Source organism: Streptomyces sp. NPDC001002, from assembly GCF_053599215.1.
In genome coordinates this window covers 28,047-46,101 of sequence record NZ_JBSFLV010000059.1, presented here as the reverse complement: position 1 = coordinate 46,101, position 18,055 = coordinate 28,047, and the positions used below count along the sequence as shown (strand labels likewise).

General features: G+C 70.7%; 17 protein-coding genes. 6 read left to right on the top strand and 11 right to left on the bottom strand.

The window, feature by feature from the left end:
• Positions 1–174 precede the first annotated feature (174 nt).
• From hpt to dacB, 4 genes are all read right to left on the bottom strand, one after another.
• Positions 175–735: a hypoxanthine phosphoribosyltransferase gene (gene hpt, locus ACWDR3_RS25760; RefSeq protein WP_123998615.1), complete on the bottom strand. Its 561-nt coding sequence runs from the start codon at positions 733–735 to the stop codon at positions 175–177.
• Between the two features lie 92 nt (positions 736–827).
• Positions 828–1,850 carry a tRNA lysidine(34) synthetase TilS gene (gene tilS / locus ACWDR3_RS25755; RefSeq protein WP_450354938.1) on the bottom strand — a complete coding sequence of 341 codons (1,023 nt, stop codon included), beginning with the start codon at positions 1,848–1,850 and terminating at the stop codon, positions 828–830.
• Between the two features lie 193 nt (positions 1,851–2,043).
• On the bottom strand, positions 2,044–3,168 hold the full coding sequence (locus ACWDR3_RS25750; protein WP_450354936.1) for a zinc-dependent metalloprotease: 1,125 nt from the start codon (positions 3,166–3,168) through the stop codon (positions 2,044–2,046).
• Between the two features lie 100 nt (positions 3,169–3,268).
• Positions 3,269–4,906 (bottom strand): D-alanyl-D-alanine carboxypeptidase/D-alanyl-D-alanine endopeptidase, encoded by a 1,638-nt coding sequence (dacB, locus tag ACWDR3_RS25745; protein ID WP_450354935.1) that lies wholly within the window; start codon positions 4,904–4,906, stop codon positions 3,269–3,271.
• 79 nt (positions 4,907–4,985) lie between these two features.
• Between dacB and ACWDR3_RS25740 the strand changes: the two genes are divergently transcribed.
• Both ACWDR3_RS25740 and ACWDR3_RS25735 read left to right on the top strand, forming a co-directional pair.
• On the top strand, positions 4,986–5,477 hold the full coding sequence (locus ACWDR3_RS25740; RefSeq protein WP_030942583.1) for an inorganic diphosphatase: 492 nt from the start codon (positions 4,986–4,988) through the stop codon (positions 5,475–5,477).
• Between the two features lie 108 nt (positions 5,478–5,585).
• The gene (locus ACWDR3_RS25735; RefSeq protein ID WP_450354934.1) at positions 5,586–7,217 is read left to right on the top strand and encodes a threonine/serine ThrE exporter family protein; all 1,632 of its coding nucleotides are present in this window, start codon (positions 5,586–5,588) and stop codon (positions 7,215–7,217) included.
• A 14-nt stretch (positions 7,218–7,231) separates the two neighbouring features.
• Here the strand turns inward: ACWDR3_RS25735 and ACWDR3_RS25730 are convergent, their stop codons facing one another.
• Positions 7,232–8,143 carry a DedA family protein gene (locus ACWDR3_RS25730; RefSeq protein WP_450354932.1) on the bottom strand — a complete coding sequence of 304 codons (912 nt, stop codon included), beginning with the start codon at positions 8,141–8,143 and terminating at the stop codon, positions 7,232–7,234.
• 142 nt (positions 8,144–8,285) lie between these two features.
• Here ACWDR3_RS25730 and ACWDR3_RS25725 point away from each other — a divergent pair, with 142 nt between their 5' ends.
• Entirely contained in the window at positions 8,286–8,651 is a 366-nt protein-coding gene (locus ACWDR3_RS25725) for a YbjQ family protein (protein WP_123998621.1), read from the top strand.
• 37 nt (positions 8,652–8,688) lie between these two features.
• On the opposite strand, the gene ACWDR3_RS25720 is transcribed toward ACWDR3_RS25725, so the two are convergent.
• The gene (locus ACWDR3_RS25720) at positions 8,689–9,450 is read right to left on the bottom strand and encodes a MerR family transcriptional regulator (RefSeq protein WP_450354931.1); all 762 of its coding nucleotides are present in this window, start codon (positions 9,448–9,450) and stop codon (positions 8,689–8,691) included.
• 138 nt (positions 9,451–9,588) lie between these two features.
• Between ACWDR3_RS25720 and ACWDR3_RS25715 the strand changes: the two genes are divergently transcribed.
• From ACWDR3_RS25715 to ACWDR3_RS25705, 3 genes are all read left to right on the top strand, one after another.
• Positions 9,589–10,881: an ion channel protein gene (locus ACWDR3_RS25715; RefSeq protein WP_450354930.1), complete on the top strand. Its 1,293-nt coding sequence runs from the start codon at positions 9,589–9,591 to the stop codon at positions 10,879–10,881.
• A gap of 41 nt (positions 10,882–10,922) precedes the next feature.
• Positions 10,923–12,335 carry a glutamate decarboxylase gene (locus ACWDR3_RS25710; RefSeq protein ID WP_450354929.1) on the top strand — a complete coding sequence of 471 codons (1,413 nt, stop codon included), beginning with the start codon at positions 10,923–10,925 and terminating at the stop codon, positions 12,333–12,335.
• Between the two features lie 97 nt (positions 12,336–12,432).
• Positions 12,433–13,380: a class I SAM-dependent methyltransferase gene (locus tag ACWDR3_RS25705; RefSeq protein ID WP_450354927.1), complete on the top strand. Its 948-nt coding sequence runs from the start codon at positions 12,433–12,435 to the stop codon at positions 13,378–13,380.
• Here the strand turns inward: ACWDR3_RS25705 and ACWDR3_RS25700 are convergent.
• From ACWDR3_RS25700 to ACWDR3_RS25680, 5 genes are all read right to left on the bottom strand, one after another.
• A complete protein-coding gene (locus ACWDR3_RS25700; protein ID WP_450354926.1) occupies positions 13,370–14,131 on the bottom strand; it encodes an ABC transporter permease in 762 nt (253 codons plus the stop codon). The genes ACWDR3_RS25705 and ACWDR3_RS25700 overlap by 11 nt on opposite strands.
• The gene (locus ACWDR3_RS25695; RefSeq protein ID WP_450354925.1) at positions 14,128–15,138 is read right to left on the bottom strand and encodes an ATP-binding cassette domain-containing protein; all 1,011 of its coding nucleotides are present in this window, start codon (positions 15,136–15,138) and stop codon (positions 14,128–14,130) included. The genes ACWDR3_RS25700 and ACWDR3_RS25695 overlap by 4 nt, the downstream gene beginning before the upstream one ends.
• Positions 15,139–15,250: 112 nt before the next feature.
• Complete coding sequence (locus tag ACWDR3_RS25690; RefSeq protein ID WP_450354924.1) at positions 15,251–15,892, bottom strand: PadR family transcriptional regulator; 642 nt, start codon at positions 15,890–15,892, stop codon at positions 15,251–15,253.
• A 37-nt stretch (positions 15,893–15,929) separates the two neighbouring features.
• Positions 15,930–16,478: a DinB family protein gene (locus ACWDR3_RS25685; protein WP_450354922.1), complete on the bottom strand. Its 549-nt coding sequence runs from the start codon at positions 16,476–16,478 to the stop codon at positions 15,930–15,932.
• A gap of 107 nt (positions 16,479–16,585) precedes the next feature.
• Positions 16,586–18,046: an aldehyde dehydrogenase family protein gene (locus ACWDR3_RS25680; protein WP_450354921.1), complete on the bottom strand. Its 1,461-nt coding sequence runs from the start codon at positions 18,044–18,046 to the stop codon at positions 16,586–16,588.
• Positions 18,047–18,055: the final 9 nt, after the last annotated feature.

The following is an 18,055-nucleotide window of genomic DNA, read 5'->3' as shown; positions in this document are numbered from 1 at the left end:
CATAGTGAGTTTGATAAGACAGTTCTTCTGACGGTACCCCAGCATCGCCGCCCGCAACTGCACGGGAGGTCTGACGAACCCGTCTGCATGCTCCAACGGCGCGCAACCCGCCGGGGTTCCCGATCGTCCTACAGGACTGGCCCGTACGGCTCAGCCGCCGCATCGGGCACGGTGTCAGCCGCCGTAGACGTGGGGCGCGAGCGTACCGACGAACGGGAGGTTGCGGTACTTCTCGGCGTAGTCGAGGCCGTAGCCCACCACGAACTCGTTCGGGATGTCGAAGCCGACCCACTCGACCTCGATGGCGACCTTGGCGGCGTCCGGCTTGCGCAGCAGGGTGCACACCTTGAGGGACTCCGGCTCGCGCGAGCCGAGGTTCGACAGCAGCCAGGACAGGGTCAGGCCGGAGTCGATGATGTCCTCGACGATCAGGACGTGCTTGCCCTTGATGTCGGTGTCGAGGTCCTTGAGGATCCGCACCACACCGGAGGACTGGGTGCCCGCTCCGTACGAGGACACCGCCATCCAGTCCATGGTGACGGGGGTGGACAGCGCCCGGGCGAGATCGGCCATGACCATCACCGCGCCCTTGAGGACGCCGACGATCAGCAGATCCTTGCCCGCGTACTCCGCGTCGATCTTCGCGGCCAGTTCGACCAGTTTCGCGTCGATCTCTTCTTTGGTGATGAGTACCTTCTCGAGGTCGGCACCCATGTCGTTCGCGTCCACCCGCATCACTTTCGGTCGTCCTACCGGCCGCTCGATGCCTCCCCGGGGGAGAACCTGCGAACTCGGTGAGTTCGGGGTGCCCCCGGGAGAGGTGAGATTCAGCCTTGCCGAATCACCAGTCTGCCACCCTGGCGCTGGGCGACGACCTTGCCCGGGAGATTGATGGCTCCCTGGCCGCGCCAGCCGGTGATCAGCCGGTCGAGTTCCTCGATGTGGCGGGCGAACAGCGAACCGGCGGGCGCACCGGCCTCGATGGCGGCCCGGCGCAGGATGCGGCGGCGCACGGCGGGCGGCAGGGCGTAGAGCTTGGCGCACTCCAGGAGGCCCGTGGCGTCGCGTACGGCGGTCTCGGCCTGGCTGGCCCAGGCGTCGAGGGCGTCGGCGTCGTCGCGGGAGAGCTGGGCCGTACGGGCGAGCGCCTCGACGACTCCTTTGCCCAGCGCCTTCTCCAGGGCGGGCAGGCCCTCGTGGCGCAGCCGGGACCTCGTGTACGCCGGGTCGGCGTTGTGCGGGTCGTCCCAGACGGGCAGGGACTGGACCATGCAGGCCTTGCGGGCGGTCTGCCGGTCGAGCTGGAGGAAGGGGCGCCGGTAACGGCCGTCGGCCCCCGAGACCGCGGCCATTCCGGACAGGGAGCGGGTGCCGGAGCCGCGGGCGAGGCCGAGCAGGACGGTTTCGGCCTGGTCGTCGCGGGTGTGGCCGAGGAGGACGGCGGTGGCGCCGTGGCGGGCGGCGCAGGCGTCCAGGGCGGCGTAGCGGGCGTCGCGGGCGGCGGCTTCCGGGCCGCCCTCGCGTCCGACGGTGACGGCGATGGACTCGGCCGGGTCCAGGCCCAACTCGCGCAGGCGCAGGACGACTTCGTCGGCGCGCAGATCGGATCCGTCCTGCAGGCCGTGGTCGACGGTGACCCCGCCGGCGCGGATGCCGAGCTTGGGGGCCTCGAAGGCGAGGGCGGAGGCGAGGGCCATGGAGTCGGCGCCGCCGGAGCATGCGACGAGCACGAGCGGGGAGGGCGGGCGCTCGTGCGCGGTGGGCCCGGAGGCCTGGTGTTCATTGAGGATGTCGTGGAGGGCGCGGCGGACCGCCAGGCGTATCGCCGCGACCGCAGGATGGGGACCCATGTCCGGTTCCCTTCATGAAGTTTTCGGGGGAGTGAGCCCGTGTTCGGTCACTCAGAGTGTGTAGATGGTGACAGAACCGGGCCGTTCCCCGAGCATTGCACGCCTACCCACGGCTCACGGTCCCTCGGACGGGTGATTGAAGGGGCGTTCGCCTGCCGACGGCCGGATTCGTTTCACGACCCTTCTACGTCCTTCACGACTCGGTCTTGCGATGCACCCGCGCGACCCAGTCCGCCGGTTTGGCGATCTCCGTCCGGGTCGGCAGGGTGTTCGGGGAGGTCCACACGCGGTTGAAGCCGTCCATGCCGACCTCGTCGACGACGGCCCGTACGAAGCGTTCGCCGTCCCGGTACTGCCTGAGCTTGGCGTCCAGGCCGAGCAGCTTGCGCAGCGCCATGTCGAGGCGGGAGGCGCCCTTGGCCCGGCGCTGCTGGAACTTCTCGCGGATCTCGGCGACCGACGGCACGACGGCCGGGCCGACACCGTCCATCACGAAGTCGGCGTGACCCTCCAGGAGGGACATCACGGCGGTGAGCCGGGCGAGGATCTCGCGCTGGGCCGGGGTCTGCACGATCTCGACGAAGGAGCGTCCGCCGTCGTCCTCCTCGGCCTCGGGGCGACCGCCCGCGAGGGACTGGGCGGCTTCCCGGATGCGCTCCAGGACGGTCATGGGGTCGACGTCGGTCTCCCCCAGGAACGACTGGATCTCGCCCTCCAGGTGGTCGCGCAGCCAGGGCACCGCGCTGAACTGGGTGCGGTGCGTCTCCTCGTGCAGGCAGACCCAGAGACGGAAGTCGTGGGGCTGTACGTCGAGTTCGCGCTCCACGTGGACGATGTTCGGGGCGACCAGGAGCAGTCGCCCGCCGCCGTGCTCGCCTGCGGGGAGTTCGCGGGTGGCCGGGGCGAAGGTCTCGTACTGACCCAGCACCCGGGAGGACATGAAGGACAGCAGCATGCCCAGTTCGACGCCGGTGACCTTGCCGCCGACCGCGCCGAGGACCGCGCCGCCCGGGGTGTTGCCGCGCCGTTCCTGCATCTTGTCGAGGAGGGGCTTGAGGATCTCCCGGAAGCCGGCGACGTTCGCCCGGACCCAGCCCGGTCGGTCGACGACGAGGATGGGGGTGTCGTGGATGTCCTCCGAGCCCATCCGGGTAAATCCGCGGACGTGTTCCTCGGAGGCCTTCGCGTGCCGCCGCAACTCCGCCACGACATCCCGGGCCTCGTCACGGCTCACCTCGGGGCCCGGCCGCGCGAGCCGCGTCGCGGTCGCCACCGCGAGATTCCAGTCGACCATCTCTGCACCACCGATGCTCGTCATGCGTCAACGGTACGTGAGCGTTCCCACTTGGGGCAGGCCGTGGGGGTTGGTGAGCTTCAGGCGGGTCTGAGCCGCACCCGGCGCAACGGTCACCGAGCGGTCAACGGCAACCGCACGCCGCCAGTGCCGTCGCCGTTCGGTCCAGGGCCGCTTGGGCCGCGGACGTGCTCGGGGTGTCGGAGGTGAGGAAGGCGAAGGCCAACAGGTGGCCGTCCTGGTCCACGACCGTGCCCGCCAGGGTGGTCACCCCCGTGAGGGTGCCTGTCTTTGCTCTTACGACTCCTGCGGCGCCGTCGGCGTAGCGGGTGGTGAGCGTGCCGGTGAAGCCCGCCACGGGGAGGCCCGTGAGGACGGACCGGAGCTCCGGGTGGGCGGGGTCGCCGGCCTTGACGAGGAGGGCGGTCAGGAGGTCCGCGGTGAGGCGGTCGGCGCGGTCGAGGCCGCTGCCGTCGTTGAACCGGGCGCCCTTGAGCGGGAGTCGGAGTTTCTTCAGGACGCCCGCGATCGCCGCGGCGCCGCCGTCGAAGTCGGCGCGCTTGCCGGTCGCCACGGCCGTCTGGCGGGCCAGGGCCTCCGCGATGTCGTTGTCGCTGTTGGTCAGCATCCGCTCGACGATCGTCGACAGCGGCGGCGAGGAGACCGCGGCGAGCGCCTGCGCGCGGGAGGTCGCTTTCGAGGGACCGGGGGACGTCGTCTTGATGCCGTGCTCCGCCAGGAAGCCGGCGAACCTGTGGGCCGCGTCCGCCGCCGGGTCCGTGTTCCGGGTGACGGGACCGCTCGTCGAGTCGTTCGGGCGGGCCTCGTCGGCCATCAGGGCGGTGACGAGGGCGAGGTTGCCGTCGACCCCGATGGGGTGAAGTTCGGAACCGGCGAACAGGGTGGTGTCGTAGGAGAGCGTGACGTCCTTGATGCCGCGCTTCTTCAGGGCGGCGGCCGTCCGGTCGGCCAGGGTGCGCAGGCTCGCCCAGCCCTCGGCGTCCTTGCGGGCGGTCAGGGTGGGGTCGCCGCCGCCGACCAGGACTAGTTCCCCGGTGTCGGGCTCCAGGGCGGTACGGGTGGTGAGGCGGTGGTCGGCGCCCATCGCGGACAGCGCGGCGACCGCGGTGGCGATCTTCGTGGTGGACGCGGGCGTGAGGGCGTCGTCGGCGCCGGTCCCGTAGAGGCGCTTGCCGTCGGTCACGTCGACGACCGCGGCGGTGCGCCGGGCGCCGAGCGCCGGGTCGGCCAGCAGGGGCCCCAGGACGTCGGCCAGCGCCTTTCCGGTCGGGTCCGACTTCACGGTGTTCGCGGCGCGGCCGAGGCCCCGCAGGACGGACGCGGCGCTCGGGGCGGGATCCGGCGCCGAATCGGCCGTACCGGATGCCCCAGAATGGCCATCGTGATCTGCGCCACCCGTGCCGTCCAGGGCGGCTGCCCGGTCCCGCTCGGCCGTACGCTGACCGGTGGAGTCCCAGGGACCTGCGGTGACCACCACCAGGACGGCCAGTGCCACACCGGCGCCGGTCGCGCCCGCGGTGTAGCGCCACAGCCCGCCGGGCTTCGGCCTGGTGATCCGCGCGAGCTGCGGTTTCGCGGCGGCCACGGCTTTCACGAGCCGCGGTCGCACGGCGTCCGCGGCCCGTTCGAGATGTGGTCGTACGGCGCCCGCGGCCCGTGCCAGACCTGGTCGTACGGCGTTCACGAACCGCACCGCATGCGGTCTCGCGGCCCGCCACGGCCTCAGCTCAGGCACGAACACCAGCCCCTTTCGCGATCACTCCCGTGCGTGAGGGACACTTAACCACCAGAACTATGTGTTGATCATGGAGGAGCCACCGGTGGAGTTCGACGTCACGATCGAGATCCCGAAGGGTTCGCGGAACAAGTACGAGGTGGACCACGAGACCGGTCGGATCCGCCTGGACCGTCGCCTCTTCACCTCGACCGCCTACCCGACCGACTACGGATTCGTCGAGAACACCCTCGGCGAGGACGGCGACCCGCTGGACGCACTCGTCATCCTTGACGAGCCGACCTTCCCGGGCTGCCTCATCAAGTGCCGCGCGATCGGCATGTTCCGGATGACCGACGAGGCCGGCGGCGACGACAAGCTGCTGTGCGTACCGGCGACGGACCCGCGCGTGGAGCACCTGCGGGACATCCACCACGTCTCCGAGTTCGACCGCCTGGAGATCCAGCACTTCTTCGAGGTCTACAAGGACCTGGAGCCCGGCAAGTCCGTCGAGGGCGCCAACTGGGTGGGCCGCGTGGACGCCGAGATCGAGATCGAGCGGTCCTACAAGCGCTTCAAGGAGTCCGGCGGTCACTGACCCCGGCAAGCCCCGTGAACAGGCCGTACGCGTGCGCGTGCGGCCTGTTCGTGTGCCTGTGCGCATACTGAGGGCCGCAGGAGGTGTCGTACAGGGAGTGGTACGGACGTGACGGACGCGGAGGACCGCAAGCCGCAGTCGGACGAGGCCAGGATGGCGTTCACGCCGCCGGCCGGGGTCGAGGTGACGGACGGCGAGTCGGAGACCACGTCGGAGTTCGCCGTCCCGGCGGGGCTCGACGTGACGCACGCGCCCGTGCCCGACGCGGAGGGGTCGGCGTTCGACGATCCGCGCGGCTACAGCGCCAAGGACGCCCATGCGGCGTTCACCCCGGCGACCGGCATCCCCGTGGTCAGCCTGACCAAGGACGCGCCCTGGCAGGACCGGATGCGTACGATCCTGCGGCTGCCGGTGACCGAGCGGCCCGCGCCGGAGCCGGCCCAGAAGCCGGACGACAGCGGCCCCGCAGTCCCGCGCGTGCTCGATCTGACCCTGCGTATCGGCGAGTTGCTGCTCGCGGGCGGCGAGGGCGCCGAGGACGTGGAGGCCGCGATGTTCGCGGTCTGCCGGTCCTACGGCCTCGACCGCTGCGAACCGAACGTCACCTTCACGCTGCTGTCGATCTCGTACCAGCCGTCCCTGGTGGACGACCCGGTGACGGCGTCACGCACGGTGCGCCGCCGGGTCACCGACTACACCCGGCTCGCGGCCGTCTTCCGGCTGGTGGACGACCTCAGCGACCCGGAGACCGAGATCTCCCTGGAGGACGCCTACCGGCGCCTGGCGGAGATGCGCCGCAACCGGCACCCGTACACCACCTGGACGCTGACCGCGGCCAGTGGGCTGCTCGCGGGGGCCGCCTCGGTGCTGGTCGGCGGTGACGTGCTCGTGTTCGTGGCGGCGGCGCTGGGCGCGATGCTCGGTGACCGGCTGGCGTGGCTGTGCGCGGGGCGCGGGCTGCCGGAGTTCTACCAGTTCACGGTCGCCGCGATGCCTCCGGCGGCCATAGGGGTCGCCCTGACGGTCGCTCACGTCGACGTGAAGGCCTCCGCGGTCATCACCGGTGGGCTGTTCGCGCTGCTGCCGGGACGGGCCCTCGTGGCGGGCGTGCAGGACGGGCTGACCGGGTTCTACATCACCGCCTCGGCGCGGCTCCTTGAGGTGATGTACCTCTTCGTGGGGATCGTCGCCGGAGTGCTGGTCGTCCTGTACTTCGGCGTCAACCTGGGCGCCAAGCTCAACCCGGACGCGGCTCTGCAGATCGCCGAGCGGCCCTGGTGGCAGATCGGCGCGTCGATGCTGCTGTCGCTGACCTTCGCGGTGCTGCTCCAGCAGGAACGGTCCACCGTGCTGTGGGTGACCCTCAACGGCGGGGTGGCGTGGTCGGTGTACGGCGCGCTGCGCTACCCGGGCGAGCTGTCGCCGGTCGCGTCCACGGCGGTGGCGGCCGGACTCGTCGGCCTCTTCGGGCAGTTGCTGGCGCGCTACCGGTTCGCCTCGGCGCTGCCGTACACGACGGCGGCGATCGGGCCCCTGCTGCCCGGTTCCGCCACCTACTTCGGGCTGCTGTCGATCGCCCAGAACGACGTCGACAAGGGGCTGGTGTCCCTGGCCACGGCCGCGTCACTGGCCATGGCCATCGCCATCGGGGTCAACCTCGGCTCGGAGATCTCCCGGATGTTCCTGCGGATCGGGTCCCCGGAGAAGCGCCGGGCCGCCAAGCGGACGAGGGGTTTCTAGCCCCTCCGGCCGCCCTAGTAGCCCTGGTTCTGCCCCTGCCCCTGACCCTGACCCTGGCCCTGATTGCCGTACGGGTACTGCTCGTCGGGGCGGCCGCCGTACTGCTGCTGTTGCTGCGGATAGGGCTGCTGGGGGTACTGCTGCTGCGGGTACTGCTGGGCGTAGTGGCCCTGGGGCGGGTTGGGCTGCTGCGGCGCCTGCTGCTGGTAGGGCTGGTCGGCCGACGGGATGCGGCGCAGCTGAGTGGTCGCGTCGTCGATCACGGGGGGCTGCTGCTGTCCCGGCACGGGCTGCGCGGGGTTCTTCTTCGCCTTGGAGCGGGCCCGCATGAACTCGATGATGATCGGGACCACCGAGATGAGGACGATCAGGATCAGCATCGCCTCGATGTTGTTCTTCACGAAGTCGATCTTGCCGAGCCAGGAGCCGAGCAGGGTGACACCGGCGCCCCACAGGACACCGCCGATCACGTTGAAGATCACGAAGGAGCGGTACTTCATACCGCTGACGCCCGCGATGATCGGCGTGAAGGTGCGCACGATGGGCACGAAGCGGGCCAACACCAGCGACTTGGGGCCGTACTTCTCGAAGAACTCGTGCGCCTTGACCACGTTCTCCTGCTTGAACAGGCGTGAGTCGGGGCGGCTGAAGAGCGAGGGGCCGACCTTCTTGCCGAACATGTAGCCCGCCTGGTCGCCGAGGATCGCGGCGACGCAGATCAGGGCGATGGCGCCCCACAGGGGGAAGTCCAGCTGGTTCGACGTGATCAGCAGGCCGGCGGTGAACAGCAGCGAGTCGCCCGGCAGGAAGAACCCGATGAGCAGGCCCGACTCCGCGAAGACGATCAGGAGCAGGCCCCAGATGCCGAACGTGTCCAGCAGATGGTTCGGATCGAGCCAGCTCGGGCCGAGGGCGATCGTCGTCACGGTTCCGGTGCTCCTGAGGGGTGGAGGGAGGTACGGCGTCCTGCTGCGGGCGCCCAAAGCTATCAACGCAAGGTGTCCGCCCCAGGTTCCACGGGTGACTCCAGGGTGCACTGTGCGCCCGCTGGGGCGAAGCTGTGAGGCTATGGGCATCGAAGAATACGGCGGCGGCCAGGGGCCGCAGGCCGACGTACTGGTCGTGACGACGAACGACGTACCCGGTCACCGGGTCCAGGAGGTCATCGGGGAGGTCTTCGGGTTGACCGTGCGCTCACGGCATCTCGGCAGCCAGATCGGCGCCGGGCTGAAGTCGATGATCGGCGGCGAGCTCAAGGGGCTCACCAAGACGCTCGTGGAGACCCGCAACCAGGCCATGGACCGGCTCATCGAGCAGGCACGCGCGCGTGGTGCCAACGGGGTACTGGCGTTCCGCTTCGACGTGACCGAGGCGGCGGACGTCGGGACGGAGGTGTGCGCGTACGGGACGGCGGTGGTCCTGGTCCGGGAGTAGCACGCCCGGACCAGGCCACCAGGGCCCGGCACGCCCCCTAGGAGGTGTGCCGGGCCGCGTTCGCCGTGATCGCGTCCCTGAGGTGCTCGGCCAGACCCGGCCCCATGGCGTCGTAGAACGCCTTGAAGCGCTCGTCGGAGATGTACATCGCGGCCAGCGAGACGTGCATCTCGTACGGGCAGTCGTAGAACCATGTGGTGATGTGCCGCCGGTGTTCCTCGGCGAGGTCCATGGCGGCCTCGCCGGTGGCGGGTGCGCCGGCGGTCACCAGGGCGGCGTAGCGCTCGCCCCAGGCGTCGACCTCGGCCTGCATGCGTTTCCAGTCGTCCTTGGTGTAGCGGGCGGCCCGGCGCTGCGACTCGGCGTAGGCCTCGGTGCCGCCCCAGCGTGCCTCCGCCTCCTCGGCGTACTGGTCGGGATCCTTGTCGCCGAAGACCTCGAAGCGTTCCTCGGGCGTGAGGTTGATGCCCATTCTGCGTGCCTCCATGGCGTGCTCCACGGCCTCGGCCATCTTCTGCAGCTTCTCGATCCGGGCGGTCAGCAGCTCGTGCTGGCGGCGCAGATGCGCGCGCGGGTCCGCCTCCGGGTCGTCGAGCAGGGCCGCGACCTCGTCGAGCGGGAAGCCGAGCTCCCGGTAGAACAGGATCCGCTGCAGCCGGTCGAGGTCGGCGTCGCTGTAGCGCCGGTGGCCCGCGTGGCTGCGCTCGCTCGGGGCGAGCAGGCCGATGTCGTCGTAGTGGTGCAGGGTGCGCACCGTGACGCCAGCGAAGCCCGCGACCTGTCCTACGGAGTAGCTCACTTCGTCCGCTCCCTTCTGGGTACGCGCTCCACGTTGGATCCTCACGCCGCGTGAGGTGCAAGCCCGTTTCTCCTCGGCCCCGCGCCGTGCCGGTTTCCTCCAGGTGTCGCGTCCGATATGTCCGCTTATCGTGAGCGCGTGGCCCAGGACCCCGCGCTCACGGCGCCCGCCGACCGGGCGAGACCGGCGACCCCCGCGCGCGTGCTGCTGCCGTCGATCCTGCCCGCCCTGGTCGTGGGGGTGGTCGCGAGCCTGCTGTTCCTCGGGGTGAGCGCGCTGGCCGAGCGGTTGCAGCACGTCCTGTGGCGGAACCTGCCGGACGCGCTGGGCGTGGGCCGGTACTCGGTGCTGTGGATGCTGGTCATGCTCACCGCGACCGGTCTGGCGGTCGGCCTGGTGGTGTGGAAGGTGCCGGGGCACGCGGGCCCCGACCCGGCGACCATGGGCCTCGACGCGCGCGTGCTGCCGCCCGCGGTCCTCCCGGGGCTGCTCCTCGCGACCGCGCTGATGCTCGCGGGCGGGCCGAGTCTGGGTCCCGAGAACCCGATCATCGCCGTCAACGTGGGGCTCGCGTTCTGGCTGGGCACCCGGTTCGTGCCCCGGATGCCGGGCGCGATGTGGCCGGCGCTCGCGGAGGCGGCGACGATCGGCGCGCTGTTCGGCACGCCGGTCGCGGCGGCGCTGGTGATCTCCGAGGCGCTGGCCGGGCGGTCGCTCAAGGGGCCGCTGTGGGACAACGTCTTCCCGCCCCTGGTCGCGGCGGCGGCCGGCGCCCTGACCACCACCCTGGTGGCCCATCCGACCTTCGACCTGCATCTGCCGGAGCTCGGCCGGCCCGGCTGGGGCGATCTGCTGGCCGCCCTCGTGGTCGCCTCGCTGGCCGCGCTGCTCGGCATGTGCGCGGTCCGCGCCTTCCCGTACGTCCACGGGGCCTTCCAGCGACTCGGGCACCCCATGCTGGTCATTCCGGCGGGCGGGCTCGTGCTGGGCCTGCTGGCGGCCCTGGGCGGGCATCTGACGCTCTTCAAGGGTCTTGACGAGGTCGCGGAGCTGGCCCGCGATCCGGACGGCTGGTCGGCCGGCGAGTTCGCGGTGATGACGGTGGTGAAGCTGGCGGCGCTGGTGGTCGCCGCGTCCAGCGGGTTCCGGGGCGGGCGGATCTTCCCGGCGGTGTTCGTCGGCACCGCCTTCGGCCTGTGCGCGCACGCCCTGGTCGCCGGGGTCCATCCGGCCGTCGGCGTCTGCGCGGGCGTGCTCGGCATGCTGCTGGCCGTCACCCGGCAGGGCTGGGTGAGCCTGTTCACGGCCGCCGTACTGGCGTCCTCGGGGGCGATGCTCGCCCTGTTGTGCATCGCCTCGCTGCCGGCCTGGCTGCTGGTGACCGGGCGTCCGCAGATGCAGTTGCGCGAGGACGGAACTCCGGTGCGCTGACAGCCGTTCGATATCCGTTGATCGTCCCAGGAGGCAGGCCCATGGCGTTGCACAAAGGTCCCGAGCAGCCCGACGAACGCCCGCTGTCCGTCAACCCCTTCTTCGGGGAGGCGAATCCGGTCGGCGGCATGACCGAGGCGCCGCCGAAGCACCGGCTGCCGGACTCCCCGATGTCACCGTCGTCGGCGTATCAGCTCGTGCACGACGAGCTGATGCTGGACGGCAACTCCCGGCTGAATCTGGCCACGTTCGTCACCACCTGGATGGAGCCCCAGGCGGGGATCCTGATGGCGGAGTGCCGGGACAAGAACATGGTCGACAAGGACGAGTACCCGCGCACCGCCGAGCTGGAGAAGCGCTGCGTGGCGATGCTGGCGGCGCTGTGGAACGCGCCGGATCCGGCCGCCGCCGTGGGCTGTTCGACCACCGGTTCCAGCGAGGCGTGCATGCTCGCCGGGATGGCCCTCAAGCGCCGCTGGATGCGGCGCAACGCCGACCGCTACCCGTCCCGGGACGCCCGCCCCAACCTGGTCATGGGTGTCAACGTGCAGGTCTGCTGGGAGAAGTTCTGCAACTTCTGGGAGGTGGAGGCCCGCCAGGTGCCCATGGAGGGCGACCGCTACCACCTCGATCCGCAGGCCGCCGCCGAGCTGTGCGACGAGAACACCATCGGGGTCGTCGGCATCCTGGGCTCCACCTTCGACGGGTCCTACGAGCCGATCGCGGAGCTGTGCGCGGCCCTGGACGCCCTGCAGGAGCGCACCGGACTCGACATCCCGGTGCACGTCGACGGCGCGTCCGGCGCCATGGTCGCGCCCTTCCTCGACGAGGACCTGGTCTGGGACTTCCGCCTCCCGCGCGTGACGTCGATCAACACCTCGGGGCACAAGTACGGGCTGGTCTACCCGGGCGTCGGCTGGGCCCTGTGGCGCGACAAGGACGCCCTCCCGGAGGAGCTGGTCTTCCGCGTCAACTACCTGGGTGGCGACATGCCCACCTTCGCGCTCAACTTCTCCCGCCCGGGCGCCCAGGTGGTCGCGCAGTACTACACCTTCCTGCGCCTGGGCCGGGACGGCTTCCGGGCGGTGCAGCAGACCACCCGGGACGTGGCGCGTGACCTGGCCGGCCGGGTGGCGGCGCTGGGCGACTTCCGGCTGCTCACCCAGGGCGACGAGCTGCCCGTCTTCGCCTTCACCACGGGCCCGGACGTGACGGCGTACGACGTCTTCGACGTGTCCCGGCGGCTGCGCGAGAGCGGCTGGCTGGTTCCCGCGTACACCTTCCCGCCGAACCGGGAGGACCTGTCCGTGCTGCGGGTGGTGTGCCGCAACGGCTTCTCGGTCGACCTCGCCGACATGTTCGTAGAGGACCTGACCCGGCTGTTGCCGGAGTTGCGCCGCCAGCCGCACCCGCTGACCAGGGACAAGACCGCGGCAACCGGTTTCCACCACTAAGACCGGATTCGATCCTGTCGGACGAAGGACGGCAGCTGTTCACCGGACGTTCGAACGGCGGTCAGTTCATACGGTCATCAGTGAGCAGATGCCCCTCATGGCCAACGCACAAGTATCCGACAGCAATCCGGGCGAGCTCAAAGACGTGCCCGGCTGGTTTCCGCCCCTGGACCAGATCCTGTTCACCTGGCTCCTGGAACGGCAGGAGGCGCAGGGCTTCCGGGGCGGGCTGCTGGAACTCGGCGCCTACATGGGCAAGAGCGCGATCCTGCTCGGCCACCACCGGCGGGACGGCGAGGAGTTCACCGTCTGCGACCTCTTCGGCGGCGACGCGCCGGACGGGGCCAACCGGGCCGAGACGAGGAAGTCGTACGCCTCGCTCACCCGGCAGGCGTTCGAGCGGAACTACCTCGCCTTCCACGACACCCTGCCCAACGTGATCGAGGCCCCCTCCTCCGTGATCCGCAAGGAGGTGGACCCCGGGACCTGCCGGTTCGTCCACATCGACGCCTCGCACCTGTACGAGCACGTCCACGACGACATCGGCGCGGCCCGCGACCTGCTGCTGCCCGACGGCATCGTCGTCCTCGACGACTTCCGCTCCGAGCACACCCCGGGCGTCTCGGTCGCCACCTGGGAGGCCGTGCTCAACCGCGGACTGCGCCCGATCTGCCTCAGCACCCAGAAGCTGTACGGCACCTGGGGCGACCCGGAGCCGGTCCAGGAGGAGCTGCTGGCGATGCTCAAGGAGCGGGCGGACTGCGGGCTGAGCGTCCAGCCGGCCGCGGGCCACCGGCTGATCCGCACCCGCGCCCAGAAGGACCTCAAGCCGCCGCCCTTCCCGCACTCCCGGTACTACTCGGCGCCCGAGCCCGAGCAGCAGGCGACCGCCGCCCCGACCTCCGCTCGCCCGGCGCGCCGCCCCCGCTCGCGCTCCCGCCGGATCGTCCTGGACCTGCTGCCGCCGATCGTCACCCGGGCGGTACGCCGGGCCCTTGCCGCGACTCGTCCGGCGCGCCCCGCGCCGCAGAGCCCTATCGGCTGAGGCGCGCGAACCTCCGTACCGCGAGCGGGAAGAACACCGCGAGCAGGCCGAGCGGCCAGACGACGGCAGCCCAGATGTGCCCCGGCTCCCCGCCGGGGCCGCCCAGCAGGTCCCGTACGGCCGTCGCGGTCTGGGACATCGGGTTCCACTCGACGACCGTGCCGAGCCAGCCGGGCATCGAGGCCGGGTCGGCGAACGCGTTGGACAGGAAGCCGACCGGCCAGACCAGGATCTGCACGGCCTGGACCATCTCGGGTTTGCCCGCGACCAGGGCCAGTTGGATGCCGATCCACAGCATGGCGAACCGGAAGAGCAGCAACAGGCCCATGGCGCCCAGGAATTCGGCCGGCGTGCAGTGCACGCGCCAGCCCAGCGCGAACCCGACGCCGACGAGGATCGTCAGGCCCAGCGCCGACTGGAGCATGTCGGCGGCCGAACGGCCCACCAGGACCGCGCCGTTGACCATCGGCAGCGAGCGGAAACGGTCGATCACGCCCCGGTCGAGGTCCTGGGTGACGCTGAGCATCGTGCCCTCCAGGCCGAAGGCCATGGTGAGCGCGAGCATGCCGGGGACGAGGAAGTCGAGGTAGTCGCCCTCGATCCCGCGTCCGCCGCCGACCAGGTAGCCGAACATCAGCAGCAGCATCACGGGGAAGACCAGACCGACCAGCACCTGCACGGGCTGCCGTGCCCAGTGGGCGAGTTCACGGCGGGTCATGGTCCAGCAGTCGGTCAGCGCGTACGCGGTCATGCGGCGGCCCCCTTCGTGACGGACTCCTTCTTCGCGCCGGCCCCTGGCTCCGTGACGGTCTCCGTACGGTCCTCGTCCCGTGCTGTCAGCCGCAGGAACACCTCGTCCAGGGTGGGCCGGCGCAGGGCCACGTCCTCCGCCTCGATGCCGGCGTCCTCCAGGGCGCGTACGACGCCGGAGAGCGCGGCCATGCGGTCGGTGACCCGGGCGCTGAGCAGCCGGCGGTCGGGGTCGACGGAGACGTCGTCCTTGGGGACCGGCAACAGGGCGACCGCGGCGTCCAGTTGGCCGGCGTCCCGCAGGACGATGTCGATGCGGTCGCCGCCGAGGGCCGCCTTCAGCTCGTCCGGTGTGCCGTCGGCGATCACCCGGCCGCCGTCGACGACACAGACGCGGTCGGCGAGCTGATCGGCCTCCTCCAGGTACTGGGTGGTCAGCAGCACCGTCGTACCGCCGCCGGTCAGGGAGCGGACCGACGCCCACACCTCGGCGCGGCCGCGCGGGTCGAGGCCGGTCGTCGGCTCGTCCAGGAACAGCACCTCCGGGTCGGTGATCAGGGACGCGGCCAGGTCCAGGCGGCGCCGCATGCCGCCGCTGTAGGCGCGGACCTGCTTGCGGCCGGTGTCGGCGAGGCCGAAGCGCTCCAGGAGCTCGTCGGCACGCACGCGCGCGTGGCGGGCGCCCAGGTGGTGGAGGCGGCCGAACATCTCCAGGTTCTGCCGGCCGCCGAGCTCCTCGTCGAGGGCCGCGTGCTGGCCGAGCAGTCCGATGCGGGAACGGACCGCGCGGGCCTCGGTCACGACGTCGTGCCCGGCCACCCGGACGCGGCCGGCGTCGGGCCGTAGCAGGGTGGACAGGATCCGGACCAGGGTCGTCTTGCCCGCGCCGTTGGGGCCCAGGACTCCGTGCACCGCGCCGCGGGCGACCGTGAGGTCGAGCCCGTCCAGCGCGGGTTTCCCGCCGTAGGCCTTGCGTGCTCCGTCGACGGTGATTGCGGTGTCGGCCACTGCACTCCTTCACACTCGTCCAGCTGATCAAGCTCGACCAGCCAAGCCACGGCTAATCAAACTTGACTACTCCGTCGAAGGTAACGCCGTCGACCCGATTGGTCAAACTTGATTAGCGGTCGTCCTCCGGGTGCCGGTCACCCGTCGCGTACGGGTTCTCCTGGCCCTCGGCGAGGACGCCGACGAACGGTTCGCCCTCGCCGGCGAAGGTGTAGGCGCCGCCCTCGATGCGGTCGATGAGCCCCTGGGTCCAGGCCGAGTCGGAGTCGGCCGTGTGGACCCAGAGGTTCATGATCTCGCCGATGTGGCCGAGCTGTTCGGGCCCGTCCTCTGGGATGTAGTGCTCGGTGACGGCTCCCCGCCAGTCCCCGATCCGGCGGATGCGCTCCTTGAGGAGGGACACCGCCTCGTCCCGGGTCAGCTCGACCAGGAAGCCGATGGCCGCCGACTGGATGTCCATCTTCTGGTCGTAGGCGACCAGGGACTCCCGCAGCAGCCGGAAGAACTCGTCGGTGCCCCAGTCGGTGATCTCGTACTCCGTGCGCGGCGGGCCGCCGGCCGTGGACGGCGCGATCTCGTGCGCGTGCAGCAGTCCCTGCTTCGCCATCTGCTTCAGGGCGTGGTAGATCGAGCCGGGCTTGGCGTTGGACCACTCGTGCGCGCCCCAGTACTCCAGGTCGTTGCGCACCTGGTAGCCGTGGGCCCGCCCGTGCTGACGGACCGCGCCGAGCACGAGGAGACGGATCGCTGACATGGGGCCAGCGTAGGACCAGCCAGGCGCTGTCCCTGGATCAGCCCCAGCTTGCGCCCTGCTCCTGGGCGACCAGTTCGAAGGCCGTCCTGCCGTCGAGGGACTCGCGGATGATGTCGGCGTGGCCGGCGTGCCGGGCGTGCTCGCGGATCAGGTGCAGACAGAGCCAGCGCACCGAGACGCGGCCCTCCGGCGGGAACCAGGGGTCGCTGGGGAGCGGGAAGGTGTCGTCCAGGCTCGGCACCGAGCGGACGTACGCGTCGGTCTCGGCGGCGACCTTCTCCCAGTAGGCGAGCTGGGACTCGACGGTCTCGCCGTCGACGAGCGTGAAGTTCTCGTGCCAGTTGGTCTCGTCCCGCTTCACCGCCGGCGGCTCCTGCTTGGCCCGGGCGATCCAGCCCTGCTCGACCTCGGCGACATGCTTGAGCAGGCCGGAGAGGGAGAGGTCGCTGGCGCTGGGCTTGCTCGCGGCCTGCTCGTCGGTCAGCCCGAGCAGCGCCCTGCGGATGCCGCCGCGCTGCTCCTCGATGAACGCGAGCAGCGCGCCGCGCTCGTCGCCCTGGGCCTCTGCGGGAACGTGAGTGACCATGACCGGCCGCCTTTCGTCGGGTCTGTTCGAGGTTTCCCCCTGACACCGACGAAGCTACGGGCCATTGAGGTCACCTTCTGTCCTCAATGGCCCGCCCGCTTGAAGAACTAGAACGGGAAGCCGCTGCGGCCGTGCTGGACCGAGATCCACTTCAGGGTGGTGAAGGCGTCCAGGGTCGTCTCGCCGTTCAGGCGGCCGAGGCCGGAGCTCTTCTCGCCGCCGAAGGGGACGAGGGGCTCGTCGTGGACGGTGCCGTCGTTGACGTGGAACATGCCGGTGTCGATCTGCTTGGCGAAGGAGACGCCCCGCTCGATGTCACCTGTGTGGACGGCGCCGCTCAGCCCGTACGGCGTGTCGTTGACGAGACGGACGGCCTCCTCCTCGCCGTCGAAGGTGATGAGGAAGGCGACCGGGCCGAAGACTTCCTGCTGGAGCAGGGCCGAGTCGGCCGGGACGTCGGCCAGGACGGACGGCGCGACCAGGTTGTCGGTGGTCGTGCCGTGCAGCAGCGCCGTCGCGCCCTCGGCGATCGCCTGCTCGACGACGCCCGAAATGGCCTCCGCCTGCGAGGAGTTGATGACCGGGCCGATGACGGTCCCCGGGTCGCGCGGGTCGCCGACCTTGAGGGTCTTCACCTTGGCGACGAACTTCTCGGTGAACTGCTCGGCGATCGAGCGGTCCACCAGCACGCGGTTGGCGGCCATGCAGACCTGGCCCTGGTGGACGTACCGGCTGAAGACCGCCGCGTCGACCGCGTAGTCGAGGTCGGCGTCGTCGAGGACCACGATCGCGCTGTTGCCGCCGAGTTCGAGGACCGAGCGCTTGAACTGGGCGGCGCAGACGGTGGCGACGTGGCGGCCGACCTTGTCGGAGCCGGTGAAGGAGATGACCTTCGGGATCGGGTGCTCGATGAAGGCGTCACCGATCTCCGCGATGTCGGTGACGACGACGTTCAACAGGCCGCCGGGCAGGCCCGCTTCCTCGAAGATCTTGCCGACCAGGGTGCCGCCGGCGATCGGGGTGTTCTGGTGCGGCTTGAGGACGACCGCGTTGCCGAGCGCGAGGGCGGGGGCGACCGACTTGATCGACAGCAGGAAGGGGAAGTTGAAGGGGCTGATCACACCGACGACGCCGACCGGCTCGCGGTAGACGCGGTTCTCCTTGCCGTCGATCGGCGACGGCAGGATCCGGCCCTCGGGGCGCAGGGCGAGGTGGACCGACTCGCGCAGGAACTCCTTGACGAGGTGCAGTTCGAAGCCGGCCTTGAGGTAGGTGCCGCCGAGCTCGGCGATGATCACCTCGGTGATCTCCTGCTCGCGGTCCTCGATGACGCGCAGCGCCTTCTCGAAGACGGCACGGCGGGCGTAGGGGTTGGTGCGCGCCCACTGCTTCTGGGCCGCCGCCGCCGACTTGTACGCCTCGTCGACCTCGTCGACCGTGGCTATGGTGATCGAGGCGAGCTTCTCGCCGTCGTACGGGTTGAAGTCGATGATGTCCCAGGAACCTGTACCCGGGCGCCACTCACCGTCGATGTACTGCTGAGCCAGGTCGGTGAAGTAGGACGACATGTGATCCCT